This is a genomic window from Vibrio sp. 10N.222.52.B12 (assembly GCF_002875385.1).
GTDB lineage: Bacteria > Pseudomonadota > Gammaproteobacteria > Enterobacterales > Vibrionaceae > Vibrio > Vibrio jasicida.
Window position 1 is genome coordinate 172,002 of record NZ_MDAW01000145.1, and the last position, 12,632, is coordinate 184,633.

Genomic DNA, 12,632 nt, shown 5'->3' on the forward strand with positions numbered 1-12,632 from the left:
TCTGGATTAAGCATACTCTTGCTCAAAGTTGCGCATAAAGTCGACCAACGCTTGCACACCTTCTAACGGCATTGCGTTATAAATTGAAGCACGCATACCGCCAACCGCGCGGTGCCCTTTTAGTGCTTTTAGACCTTTAGCGTCCGCTAATTCAAGGAATGTTCCGTCTAACTCTGGCTTTGCCAGTTGGAATGGGACGTTCATTAAAGAGCGGTTCTCTGGATGCACACCGTTACGGTAAAAATCAGACTGGTCGATATAATCATAAAGCAGCGCCGCTTTCTCACGGTTCACTTGTTCAATAGCTTTAACACCACCCTGCGCTTTTAGCCATTTGAAAACTAGACCAGATAAATACCAAGCAAACGTTGGGGGTGTGTTGAACATAGACTCTTTTTCTGCCAGCACTTTGTAGTCCAAAATGCTTGGTAGTACTTCTTTCGCTAGACCAAGCAGATCATCACGAACAATAGCAATCGCGATTCCTGATGGGCCGATATTCTTTTGCGCGCCTGCATAAATCACACCGTATTTCGATACGTCAATTTCTCGCGAGAGAATCGTTGAAGACATATCCGCAACAATCGGTTTGTCGGTCACTGGTAGATCATTAATTTCAATACCATCAATGGTCTCGTTGGGACAGAAATGCACGTACGCTGCGTCAGGGGCAATTTTCCACTCTGTTGCAGGTAGTACGGCCGTTTTACCATCAATCACTGTCTTCGCGTTGAAAACATCTGGTTCACAGTATTTTTTGGCTTCTGCCACTGCACTTTCAGCCCAGTAGCCACCATCGATGTAAGTCGCAGTTTCTGCATCACCTAATAGATTAAGCGGAACAGCGGCAAACTGAGCACGAGCACCACCTTGGCAAAATAGTACTTTGTAGTTACTTGGGATATTAAGAAGATCACGAAGGTCTTGCTCTGCTTCTTCCGCAACCTTGATGAACTCTTTACTACGGTGACTGATTTCCATCACTGAAGTTCCAAGATCTTGCCAATTAATTAGCTCCTTTTGTGCTTGCTGCATGACTGCTTTTGGCAGACCTGCTGGCCCTGCACTGAAGTTAAATACGTTGTCCGTATTTTGTTCCATGATGCTCATTGCTCCTGCTAAGTAAGTATGACGAAATTAATATCATGTTTTCGTGGGGATAAAAACAACAAAAGAGGTCTTACGACCTCTTTTTAATCTGAAAAAGCTAAAAACTTACGTTGTAAACTTGCCTATTGCATCAATGCAGGCATAAGCAAAGCGATTAAAGGAAACTCTTGTCCATTTTCGAACTTCAGTTTCCCATCAGAAATTTGTGCTTTCAATTGGTAGCCGTTGTCTTTTTTCTCGATAAGTTCCATCACCATCAGCTCATCCACGCTTTCTTGGATGAATGGGTAAAGATCCACAAGCTCATCAGAGAAATAAGTGCTTAACGAACCACTTGTTGCCGTCATTAACTTCATTGGGTCTTGAGTGATATTGTCCGTTCCTTCTGGTACAGACAGTTGCCATTCGTTACGGAATTTACCTTCACCAAACGCAAGAGAAAGCTCATTCACTGACAATTTAAAGCCCTTGCTAAACAACGTATCAATGTGAGGAAGTAACGTTTGGATTTCTTGCTCATCTAGCATTGGCGAGTTTTGATAGATAGACATAATCTGATCAAACGATTGGCTGTCAACATCGGCGATTGAAAAGTCCAACTTAAAGTTGTCGACATCTGTCCCATCCGTCAAACGCAGTTGGTTGGCTTCTAGGTTCAATTTACTGTTGAGTTTGTCGCCAGTTTCATTAAGAGAAGTGTTACCGTTGTATGTCGCGTTCTCAATCATAAACATCGGAGCAAGTTGCGCATCAACGACATCCAGCTTCTGCAATGAGAACGTTTGTTCGCCTAACCAGTACCCCTTTGCTTGTTTACCTTTCCCTTGACCAGTCAGTTCGGTTAAATGAATTTCTTCGCCGTTTTCAAAATCCACTTGTACTGAAGGCACTGAAACTTGATAGTTCAGATCACCAAGCACCGTCACGTCACCAGTGATTTGTAATGGGCTCGTCGATAATGACATTCCTTGAGCATCGTTTTGATAGTTCCAGCTATCCAAATCTAAGGTAAAGGCAGTATTACCGTTTAGTTGGGTTTTACTGTGCATCGTAAGTGGTAGGAAATCAACGTCCACCAGCTTAGAGTCCGCCGTAAGGCTGGTTAAACCGTGAGATAAGTCACTCGTAACATCGAAAGTTGTTGGCAAACCATCACGCTCAAGTTGAGTTTTGATATCTGGGTCAACCACGGTGTAACGAGTAAGGACAACCGAAGAAAGGTAACCGCGGTCGTATTTCACGATCTCGCCCTTCACCATGTCATCATTCATGTTTGCAATACCATCTTCAATGATGGTTTGACCAATCTGCCCAACCGCAAGTGGCCAACAAAGCGCAAGAGAAATGGCACCACCGATGGCACCTATTTTTTTAAGATTTTCCATAATATCACTTATTGAGTATTTGTGCTCAGTCTAACCCAAACCCTAAGCGGATAAAACATTGAGTTAAATCAGACTATTGATGGTTATTTTAGTTCATTAATCGAGAACAATACTCAGCTCTCAACCATTGCGGTGTTTAATTGATATGTTGTTTGTGCCAAGTTTTAACCGGAGCTCAAACACCTGTGAACCGTTACGCTGTATTGTGCCTCGACAATAATCCTATCAGCGCTGAGCAATTTCGATTGGAGTTGTCCGCCTTTTCAAGCAAATTTGATATTCTCTCTGTCGAATCCATAGAAGAAGCGCAGAGCGCACTCGAATACCTAGAAGAAAGAGAGCAAACCGTTGCTCTAGTCATCGCGAGTCACCACGCACACTTTAATGGTGTTGATTTTCTTATAGGTCTAGACCGAAAACCTCACACGCAAAACGCTCGGAGAATACTGATCAGTTGTTCATCCGATATCGAAGCTATTTTAACGGCGGTAAACGAAGGGCGTCTCGACCACTGCTTGACCAAACCTCTACCCGATAAAGTTCTTTTCAATACTGCCCAAAAAGAATTGACTCAATTTATCCTTCGTCACGACAAAGAAGATTTGCTCAGCTATAGCCAAATTCTCGATCAGCACAAGTTGTTACGTGCGCATATTGAAAACCAAATGAGTAACTATCAGGCGGGCTTTTTGAATGATTACCATGCCCTCTCTGATAGTGAATTGGCAGAGCAAGTGATTAGCGCGTTGCAATATTTTTTCACCCAAGATGACGATAGCGAAGCATGCCGAACCTACTCACCCGAACACTTACTAACGGTAGAGGGAGAGCCAAACAGCTTTCTATGGTTTATCACCAGTGGCGAGGTAGCCCTTTATAAGCGAGACGAACTTGGTATGCAACGTGAGGTCGTTCGCCACTCAAAAGGCAACATCGTAGGTGGCATGTCGTTTGTTACTGGAGAAAGCTCCTTCTCGACAGCGTTAACACTGACCAAAACAGAAGTCATAAAACTGGACAGAAAAGTGTTCCGTAAGGTGATGCAGAGTGATTCTAATTTGCTACCACTGTTTACTAATTTGCTCCTTCGTCACTTTAACCGCCGATTACAACGCAGTATCAATACCAAGTTGAAGCTACAAAAAACCTTAGAATCATTAGAGTCTGCTCATCAACAATTAATTGAACGTGAGAAGATGGCCATGCTCGGCCAATTAGTCGCTGGCGTAGCGCACGAGCTCAATAACCCAATCGCTGCGATATTGCGTGGCGTCGAAAATCTAACCCATACGCTAGAAGAATTACTCACCAAACTCCCAACTGACGACATTCAAGAAAAAGGCGTAGAACTGCTCATTCATACCCAAAAAGCCAAGCCGGCCTCAACAGCAGAACTTAGGGAACGAGTGAAACAACTCAACCATTACCTACCCGACCGCGCTTTAGGGAAAAAAGTGGTCAATCTAGGATTAGAATCAGACTTGGCCTTCATCGATAAACTCAATCGCCAAGAACCGGCGTCACTGCGCTCATTGGGAACGTTAGAACAATATCACCAAGTAGGCGCATCACTTCGCTCGATCAACGTCTGCGCCGCCCGTATTGCCGACATGGTTAAGAGCTTAAAAGGTTACGCTCGTTCAGATGATGAAACACTACACTATGCTGACCTTCATGAAGGCATAGAAGATACATTGGTCATCTTCGAGAATCGCCTCAAATTGCATCAGGTCGCGACAGATTATGCGAGCTTACCCAACACGTTGTGTCAGCCTATCGCGTTACAACAAGTGTGGACAAACCTCATTTCCAACGCAATTGACGCATTCCCAGAAAAAGGGAGACTCAGCATTCAGTCGCAACTAATCGAAAAAAACCATCAACCTTATGCTGTGATTTCGTTTAAAGACAACGGATGCGGCATTCCTGAACAACAGAAGAAAGCGATTTTCGAACTTAACTTTACAACAAAGAAAGAAGGTAACTTTGGCTTAGGTATCGGGCTTTCAATTTGCCAGCAAATCGTGGCAAGCCACAATGGTTGGATTGAAGTGGATTCAGAGTTGAACCATTTCACCTGCATGAAAGTTTGGCTACCTATCACATCAGAAGGAGATGAAACATGACGAAATATCTGATTTTGTGCGTGGATGACGAAAGAGAAGTCTTGGATAGTGTCCTTCAAGATCTCATGCCCTTTGAAGATAACTTTGTTGTCGAGGGTGCAGAGTCTGTCACAGAAGCGAAACAGGTGATAGAAGAAATGACCGACGAAGGCGTTCGTTTGGCTCTCATTCTTTGCGACCATATTATGCCAGAACAAACTGGTATCAGCTTTTTGATTGAGTTGAGTCAAAATAGCGACACTCGATCTGCACGTAAAATTCTGCTCACAGGACAAGCCGGGCTAGAAGATACCGTAGAAGCGGTGAACCACGCCAGTTTAGACTACTACATCGCAAAACCTTGGAAAGGCGAAGCGCTTCGAGAGGCGCTTGTGTCGCAACTGACTGCTTTCATGATAGAAAACGACGATAACCTTTTATCATGGACTGCAATTCTAGATTCCGAAGCCATTTTGAACGCTATGGCAAAACGACGCAGTAGCTTTGGTGAATAACCGCTCCCGATAGAAAACGCGGACAGATAAAGAGAATCTGGCGCGTTTTTTGCTGTTAAGTTGGCACAATTGAGTCAATTGACAAAACATCGACACATTTTTGTTGGTCGTAGACCTTCGTTTTTATTATGATGTCGAACAAATCAGATTACGGTTCAAGTGGTTACTTGGATCCATGGAACTATAAGACAAGGTTTATCGTTAGTTATGCGTAAAACACTATTAGCCGCTGCCCTTTTGTTGGCATCTAGCCAAGCTCTAGCTGCGAACGATTACAACGCTCCAGCAACAATGAGCAACTTTAGCTACGACTACATGGAAGCTCGTATCGGTGCAAGCCCAGTAACATTCGGTGCTGGTTTCAGCAAATCAATTCACCCAAATGCGCACATCATTGCTCGCATCGACTCTGAATTCGATGGTGATTTCGATTCAGCAGCGGGTTTTGGTTTCCACTCGCCACTAAACAACTGGGCTGATCTAACAGGTGCAATGCTAATGCGTGTTGTACAGCCTTCAAACTCAAGCAGTACTGATGTTGGTATGGAACTTAACCTTGGTGTTCGCCAATGGCTTGGTCCTCAACTAGAAGTGGGTGGTAAAGCTGGCTACGTGTCAATCGATAACGATGACGATTGGATTGGTTCTGTTTACGCTCGTTTCCACTCTACAGAGCTATTCTCTCTAGGTGCAGAAGCGCGGATTAATGATTTCTATGGTGATCAAGTGATGTTCACCACTCGCTTCAAGTTCTAATCTCAAGTTGATTGAAATCTAACTGAAGCCGAAAAACAAAAACCGAGGTACTCACCTCGGTTTTTTTGTTCTTAATTATTGATTCGTTGCAATGACTAACTCGAATGAAGTGGCTAAAAGCATCCAACTTCCTTTTGTCGCTTTCAACGCTCACTTTTATGACTCGCTGACTTCATCTAAGACGAGTCAATCATCGTGAAACTAAATAAGCTTACTCACACATTGCCAGTAGCTGCTTTTTACGTGGCTCTTGGATAAGTTTCCAATGAACGCCGTCAATTGCACCAGCAAATTTCCATAAAAGCTTCACGTCGACATCACTGCCGTACGCAACTCTTACTTTATTGAATACTTCCACTGGGCCAAGTTCCAAAAACGTCTCTACGTCATCGATTCCTGCTTTTTTCACCATACGTTCTAACGTCAGTTGCATGTTTGGCAGATCACGTAGGCGTCTACTGGCTGAGGACTTTTGGTATTTACGTTCCTTAATTGAACAATCTATAGATTTTTGTAACAACGTATCAAGACCAGCAAAGCCAGCATCGAATAAGTCTGTTACGTCATAGTAGTTAACTGTTGCCGTCGTTTGTTTTTTGACGTGCTTATATTTTTCACAGTTAAGTTGAGTAAATTCTGCGTCGAGTTCGTCTCCGCCGCGCAAGTAGCAACAGTCGTTACTTACAAGAGCAAACATAGCGTCATTGCTAAATAAACCAATGCCGCCGAACATTGAACGTTTCTGATACTCACTAAAATTGCTTACATAGTTAAAAAAAGCTTGGTCTGTCATGTCCATTGACCTCTTTAATCTGAATAAATTACCCCGATTAGCGATGTCACCAGATGAACAGCAGCTTAGTGCGAATTATAAAATGTCGATATGTTGGCGATATTTTTGTGAATTGCGCTCACCAACTGCCTTAATCATACTTAACGTTGAAAAATAAGTTAGGATCTATGTCACATATGCCAAAGTACAAATTCCACATACGTGATTAGTTTCACATTTACCCATCCTAAAGCGATGTTTTTTTGACACAATCACTGCCAAAAACCAAACGCCATGGTGATTAATACAGCAATTGCGAGAGTCAAACCTGTATTTAATTGATTACTAACATACTGTGAGGGTACACTGTACGAAAGCTCTCTAGCACAGCGTCGTAATGGAACATCTATCATTTTTTTGGCTACCAAATAATAAAGATAAGCTTATAAAAGCATTGGAATCTGAGTTCGCTCAACTGGTAGAACAATCCATTTCTACCGGTAAAATATCCCTTCCTCCAATCCCTGATGTCGTACTTAAAATTCAGCAGCTTTGTACTGAAGAACATACAACGATTGCCGACATTGCTAATGCCCTACTCGAAGATCCGGGGCTTGCTGCTGTCGTTGTTCGTGTCGCTAACTCTGTTATCTTTAACCGCCGCAATATCACCTGTAATGATCTCACGACCGCGGTTTCACGCTTAGGTATCCTGAGGGTAAGAGATATCGTTACCGCACAAGCTATTGAACAATTAAAGCACTCGGTGAACTTAACCAAAGAATGCAATGCCATCTTAGTAAAGAGCGCAGCGGTCTCCCGTGAGCTTGGTGCAGCAATGGTATTGGTGGTTCAAGAGTTTAAAAAACATGAGCCCGCTACCTATGGGCATCTCGAGCAAGAGAAAGCCTTACTTGTTGGCTTACTTGCAGATATCGGTTTGTTCTGCCTTATCAATGAATACCACCTGTATCTTGATAGAGGGAATTACCTCGATTCTGATATTGCTTTGCAAATATTCCAAACTCGCTGCTCTGCAACCAGTAAACTCGTGCTTGAGAAATGGGGCTTCGACAACGATTTCCGTGAAGTGTCTTCAAACGAAAAATATCAAACTTCCCGTCCAGAAGTGAGCTATCTGGATATCGCCCGCATTGCAAACCATTTACTGATGTTCCGTAATCAGGATGAGCGAATTGAAGAACACGAAGTAGAATTTAATTTAACTGGTGCAGAAGTCTTGTATGAACTCAGCAATATGAGTGATACTGACTTCCAAAGTGAAATTAAAGAAGTTCTCAGTGCCAGCGGCCTTTAATCTCCCGATACATCAAATCCAGCCACGTTAAAGCTCAAATAGTGTTTTGATTCGTTTATACGTGGCTAAGTTATTCTGCTTACCTCATAAAGGAATCATTGAGTTTTATGTTCTCAGGGATGCTATTTATCTTCGCCCCATTGGTGGTGGGCTATTTAATTCCAATTTCTCGAGCTTCGATGTTGGAGAAAATCAACAAGTCGACCTCATACCTCATTTACGTCATTCTTTCTTTGATGGGTTTGAGCCTTGCGGCATTGGACAACCTTGGTAGTAATTTACAAACTATTCTTCTTTACGCTGGCACATTTTTCGCCTGCCTGAGCGTATGCAACCTACTCGCTTTACCTTTGGTCGATAAGCTGCTTCCTTTGCAAACCGATCAGAATCAAAAGAAAATTCCTCTTTCGTCCATGGCTTTAGAGTCAATCAAACTTGTCGTTGTTGTGGGTGGTGGCCTAGTTGCTGGCTTGTTTCTTCCTATTGGTTTGTCTTGGGTGGACACAGCGAGCGAGTGGATTTTATTCCTTTTGCTTTTCTTTATCGGCATTCAACTACGCAATAGTGGTTTGACGCTTAGACAAATCCTACTCAACAAGCAAGGTATGGCGATTGCGACAGTGATCATTGCAACGTGTATGCTTGGCGGCGTAATTGCTGCAATGATTTTGGATCTTCCTCTTTATCAAGCTTTGGCGATGTCTTCTGGTTTTGGCTGGTATTCACTGGCTGGCATTTTGATGGGTGACGCCTTTGGGCCTATCTTTGGCGGCGCTTCTTTCTTAATTGAGCTGATGCGTGAATTGGTCGCGTTGATTGCCATTCCACTACTTATTCGCAGTTATCCATCTACAGCAATTGGCTACGCCGGCGCGACGGCGATGGACTTTACCCTACCCGTCATTCAAACCACGGGCGGTGTTCGATGTGTACCTGTTGCCATTGTAAGTGGCTTTATCTTGAGCTTATTAGTGCCAGTTATGATGCTTTTCTTTGTGTCTCTTGCTAGCTAGATCTCAGGAATATTCATTAACATCCATTACAATACGGCAAAAATTCAAATACCCAAGTAACCTCAAAATGCTCAATTCGAAGAGAATTTTCTGGTTCACCGCTTTGTTATCGAGCCCTTTAATTTTTAACTCTTGGATCGGTAATCAGTGACAGGCAAGGCATATGTCTATTGGGGTTACAAAGGGAATACAACCAAAAGGAATAATAATGAAACGCTTTGTCGTTGCGGCGCTCCTCGCTACAAGCTCAACTTTTACTTTTGCTGCTGATCAGCAATGTCTTGCAACTAAATACGATGGCTACATTGATGCTTCCCTACAGTGGTATCAAGATCTCGTAGACCTAACCGTGACTCAATACCCTGACTTAAACGAAGTTAGCCAATGGTTCTTAGAAGGCCGTAAGCACCACTTCGAACTCAACCGTGAAGCAGTACATTATTTTCTAGAAAACGATCCAAGCCGAGTAGCAACAGAGCAACCGGTTGAAGCATGGTTGAAGCTAGAACAACACGATGTGAAGCAACTGGCGACACGCAGTGATGCCCTAGGTGAAGCGGCGAAGAAAACCTTCAGCGATCGTCAATCTGCTAACCATCCAAAGAACTACGACCTACGCTCAGCGTTTGCTGACTTGCTAAGCCATCCAAAACAGATCGATTCTGCGCTTAACAAGTATAACCAATCAATTGCTAAGATTGAAAAGCAGAAGTGTGAGTAAGACCCCGCCTAAAGTTTCATTTCAGCAACATGGGTTTCAATAATTAAAACGGGACTTTGCGCCCGTTTTGGTTTAGATTGTGCCGCTCGCATTACCAAAATAACTACAAAGATTCTTTGCTATGGTTAAGGAACAAAAAACCGCTGACGTTAGCTTCGAGAGCTTGTTAAAGATCTTCACGATTCCTGAAGGTCCAGATTCCACGTTGACGAAAATTGATGAAAGTCTTTCCCAAAACTTAAATCAATTCCTTCGTGAACACATCGTGGCAGAAGAAAAGCCTTTACGTGAAATCGAGAAAGACTTTTCTTCTGCTCAGATTCCTGAGCAACCTGAGTTTGTATCAGACCATACCGAGCACCTATTAGATACCTTAGTATCTCACTCGGTTCACACCTCTGCACCAAGCTTTATTGGTCACATGACTTCTGCCCTGCCGTATTTTTTAATGCCGCTGTCGAAAATCATGATTGCCTTAAACCAAAACTTGGTGAAGATTGAGACCTCAAAAGCTTTCACTCCACTAGAGCGTCAAGTGCTAGGCATGCTACACAGCCTTATCTACAGTCAGGACGAAAAGTTCTACCGTAAGTGGATGCACAGCGCCAAACATTCTCTAGGTGCATTTTGTTCTGGCGGTACCATTGCCAACATTACTGCGCTTTGGGTTGCTCGCAACAAAGCATTGAAAGCAGATGGTGCATTCAAAGGTGTAGAAAAGGAAGGCCTTTTCAAAGCGATGAAGCACTATGGCTACGAAGGTCTTGCGATCTTGGTATCAGAGCGTGGCCACTATTCACTTAAGAAAGCCGCCGATGTCCTTGGTTTAGGCCAAGATGGCTTAGTTGCCGTCAAGACAGATGCCAACAACCGTATTGTTGTCGATGACCTCAAGGCAAAAATCACGGAGCTTGAAGCACAAAACATTAAGCCGATCGCTGTTGTTGGTGTTGCAGGTACGACCGAAACGGGTAGCGTAGACCCCCTAGCCCAAATTGCCGAAGTTTGTGCACAGCATAATTGCCACTTCCACGTGGATGCAGCTTGGGGTGGTGCGACACTAATGTCGAACAATCATCGTCATCTACTCGGTGGCGTTGAGCTTGCTGATTCAGTCACGATTGACGCGCACAAACAACTGTACATTCCTATGGGTGCAGGCATGGTTCTGTTTAAAGATCCTGACGCAATGAAATCCATCGAGCATCACGCACAGTACATACTGCGCAAAGGATCGAAAGATCTTGGCAGCCATACGCTTGAAGGCTCTCGTTCTGGAATGGCGATGCTAGTTTACGCAGCCATGCACATCATTAGCCGCCCAGGTTACGAACTGCTTATCGATCAGAGTATTGCAAAAGCGCGCTATTTCGCCGATCTTATCAAGCAACAAGAAGATTTTGAACTGGTCTCTGAGCCTGAACTTTGTTTACTGACCTATCGCTATTTACCAACTCACCTACGAGCAGCACTGGAAAAGGCACAGGGCACGCAAAAAGAAAAATTGAACGAACTGATCAACCAGCTCACTCAATTTATTCAGAAGCGACAACGCGAAACTGGTAAATCCTTTGTCTCTCGTACTAGGCTGAATCCAGACCAATGGCAACGTATGAATACCATCGTATTTCGTGTTGTGCTGGCGAACCCTTTAACTACGAACGACATATTGAATGCTGTTCTAGATGAGCAACGTGAAATTGCTCAACAAGCACCAAGCTTGATGGCTAAGATTGAAGAAACTGTCGAAGACATTCTCAATTCTTAAGCGCCAATGTGAGTTACATCAAATTGAAAATTTCTTTCTTTTTGGTGTAACTCAAACATCATTATTGTGCCACTAGAGCAACATACCTTCGATCCCACATCCAATTCTGTAGTTTTTACAACATTTTGTTTGAGGCTTGTCAAATTCTCACGAAATAGTAACCGTATTTGTTTTAGCCAGATAAAGGATCGGGTTTATACTGAATTTATGGCGCTGGTCGTTTTCGTTAACGCCCCTCTCGACCGAGAAACTTTGTGTTTCTACCCGTTAACAGAGCCAGCGAGTTGTTCTCTATACCCTCGTGAACACTATGAATACATTAGAAAAAATTCAAAAAAACCTGGAGAATTTCAGTAAGTCAGAGCGCAAAGTTGCGGAAGTAATTATGGCGTCTCCACAAACTGCAATTCATTCAAGCATTGCAACGTTGGCGAAAATGGCTGACGTGAGTGAGCCAACTGTTAACCGTTTCTGTCGACGTCTGGATACCAAAGGTTTCCCAGACTTTAAATTGCACCTTGCGCAAAGCCTTGCCAATGGTACGCCTTATGTAAACCGTAATGTTGAAGAAGACGACGGTCCTGATGCCTACACCCACAAGATTTTTGAATCGACAATGGCGTGTTTGGATGTAGCGAAGAATAGCCTTGACGCGATGCAAGTGAATCGTGCCGTGGATCTTCTTACTCAGGCAAAGCGTATCTCATTCTTTGGTCTTGGCGCTTCTTCTGCGGTTGCGCGGGATGCACAAAACAAATTTATTCGCTTTAACATCCCAATTACTTGCTTCGAAGACATTGTAATGCAACGTATGAGCTGCATTAACTGCAGTGACAACGACGTAATTGTGTTGATTTCTCATACCGGACGAACCAAGAGCCAAGTTGAGATTGCGAATCTAGCTCGTGAGAACGGCGCAACTGTTATTGCAATTACAGCCAAAGATTCGCCACTAGAGAAAGCAAGCTCACTGGCGATTACATTAGATGTACCGGAAGACACTGACGTATACATGCCTATGGCCAGTCGTGTAGTTCAAATGACCGTCATTGATGTACTTGCAACGGGCTTTACGCTTCGTCGTGGTACTGGGTTCCGTGAGAACCTAAAGCGAGTAAAAGACGCGCTAAAAGATAGCCGTTACGACAAGCTAAGTCAGTACTAATAGA

11 protein-coding genes are annotated in these 12,632 nt (G+C 43.5%); 8 read left to right on the forward strand and 3 right to left on the reverse strand.

Annotated elements, in window-relative coordinates; genetic code table 11:
- Positions 1–6: 6 nt before the first annotated feature.
- Together serC and BCT11_RS21560 are read right to left on the reverse strand one after the other, a co-directional pair.
- Complete coding sequence (gene serC / locus BCT11_RS21555) at positions 7–1,101, reverse strand: 3-phosphoserine/phosphohydroxythreonine transaminase (RefSeq protein ID WP_038868699.1); 1,095 nt, start codon at positions 1,099–1,101, stop codon at positions 7–9.
- A gap of 131 nt (positions 1,102–1,232) precedes the next feature.
- Positions 1,233–2,495 carry a DUF945 family protein gene (locus tag BCT11_RS21560; protein ID WP_102389262.1) on the reverse strand — a complete coding sequence of 421 codons (1,263 nt, stop codon included), beginning with the start codon at positions 2,493–2,495 and terminating at the stop codon, positions 1,233–1,235.
- A gap of 185 nt (positions 2,496–2,680) precedes the next feature.
- On the opposite strand from BCT11_RS21560, the gene BCT11_RS21565 reads away from it, so the two are divergent.
- The 3 genes from BCT11_RS21565 to BCT11_RS21575 all read left to right on the forward strand — a co-directional run bounded on the left by BCT11_RS21565 (position 2,681) and on the right by BCT11_RS21575 (position 5,871).
- The gene (locus BCT11_RS21565) at positions 2,681–4,621 is read left to right on the forward strand and encodes an ATP-binding protein (protein WP_102389263.1); all 1,941 of its coding nucleotides are present in this window, start codon (positions 2,681–2,683) and stop codon (positions 4,619–4,621) included.
- Entirely contained in the window at positions 4,618–5,115 is a 498-nt protein-coding gene (locus BCT11_RS21570; RefSeq protein ID WP_038868702.1) for a response regulator, read from the forward strand. The genes BCT11_RS21565 and BCT11_RS21570 overlap by 4 nt, the downstream gene beginning before the upstream one ends.
- A 207-nt stretch (positions 5,116–5,322) precedes the next feature.
- Complete coding sequence (locus BCT11_RS21575; protein ID WP_038868703.1) at positions 5,323–5,871, forward strand: hypothetical protein; 549 nt, start codon at positions 5,323–5,325, stop codon at positions 5,869–5,871.
- 211 nt (positions 5,872–6,082) lie between these two features.
- On the opposite strand, the gene BCT11_RS21580 is transcribed toward BCT11_RS21575, so the two are convergent.
- Positions 6,083–6,670, reverse strand: a complete 588-nt coding sequence (locus BCT11_RS21580) for a TfoX/Sxy family DNA transformation protein (protein ID WP_038868704.1) — start codon at positions 6,668–6,670, stop codon at positions 6,083–6,085.
- 370 nt (positions 6,671–7,040) lie between these two features.
- Here BCT11_RS21580 and BCT11_RS21595 point away from each other — a divergent pair, with 370 nt between their 5' ends.
- From BCT11_RS21595 to BCT11_RS21615, 5 genes are all read left to right on the forward strand, one after another.
- Positions 7,041–7,961 carry an HDOD domain-containing protein gene (locus BCT11_RS21595; protein ID WP_038874621.1) on the forward strand — a complete coding sequence of 307 codons (921 nt, stop codon included), beginning with the start codon at positions 7,041–7,043 and terminating at the stop codon, positions 7,959–7,961.
- 107 nt (positions 7,962–8,068) lie between these two features.
- Positions 8,069–8,974 (forward strand): lysine exporter LysO family protein, encoded by a 906-nt coding sequence (locus BCT11_RS21600; RefSeq protein ID WP_102389264.1) that lies wholly within the window; start codon positions 8,069–8,071, stop codon positions 8,972–8,974.
- Between the two features lie 208 nt (positions 8,975–9,182).
- Positions 9,183–9,695, forward strand: a complete 513-nt coding sequence (locus tag BCT11_RS21605; RefSeq protein WP_005442243.1) for a hypothetical protein — start codon at positions 9,183–9,185, stop codon at positions 9,693–9,695.
- A 121-nt stretch (positions 9,696–9,816) separates the two neighbouring features.
- Positions 9,817–11,463, forward strand: a complete 1,647-nt coding sequence (gene panP / locus BCT11_RS21610) for a pyridoxal-dependent aspartate 1-decarboxylase PanP (protein WP_102389265.1) — start codon at positions 9,817–9,819, stop codon at positions 11,461–11,463.
- Positions 11,464–11,773: 310 nt separating this feature from the next.
- Positions 11,774–12,628, forward strand: a complete 855-nt coding sequence (locus tag BCT11_RS21615; protein WP_038868710.1) for a MurR/RpiR family transcriptional regulator — start codon at positions 11,774–11,776, stop codon at positions 12,626–12,628.
- Positions 12,629–12,632 lie beyond the last annotated feature (4 nt).

Coding starts and splice junctions, on each gene's coding strand:
- serC (WP_038868699.1), bottom strand. CDS start 1,101: ATGGAACAAAATACGGACAACGTATTTAACTTCAGTGCAGGGCCAGCA.
- BCT11_RS21560 (WP_102389262.1), bottom strand. CDS start 2,495: ATGGAAAATCTTAAAAAAATAGGTGCCATCGGTGGTGCCATTTCTCTT.
- BCT11_RS21570 (WP_038868702.1), top strand. CDS start 4,618: ATGACGAAATATCTGATTTTGTGCGTGGATGACGAAAGAGAAGTCTTG.
- BCT11_RS21575 (WP_038868703.1), top strand. CDS start 5,323: ATGCGTAAAACACTATTAGCCGCTGCCCTTTTGTTGGCATCTAGCCAA.
- BCT11_RS21580 (WP_038868704.1), bottom strand. CDS start 6,670: ATGGACATGACAGACCAAGCTTTTTTTAACTATGTAAGCAATTTTAGT.
- BCT11_RS21595 (WP_038874621.1), top strand. CDS start 7,041: ATGGAACATCTATCATTTTTTTGGCTACCAAATAATAAAGATAAGCTT.
- BCT11_RS21600 (WP_102389264.1), top strand. CDS start 8,069: ATGTTCTCAGGGATGCTATTTATCTTCGCCCCATTGGTGGTGGGCTAT.
- BCT11_RS21605 (WP_005442243.1), top strand. CDS start 9,183: ATGAAACGCTTTGTCGTTGCGGCGCTCCTCGCTACAAGCTCAACTTTT.
- panP (WP_102389265.1), top strand. CDS start 9,817: ATGGTTAAGGAACAAAAAACCGCTGACGTTAGCTTCGAGAGCTTGTTA.
- BCT11_RS21615 (WP_038868710.1), top strand. CDS start 11,774: ATGAATACATTAGAAAAAATTCAAAAAAACCTGGAGAATTTCAGTAAG.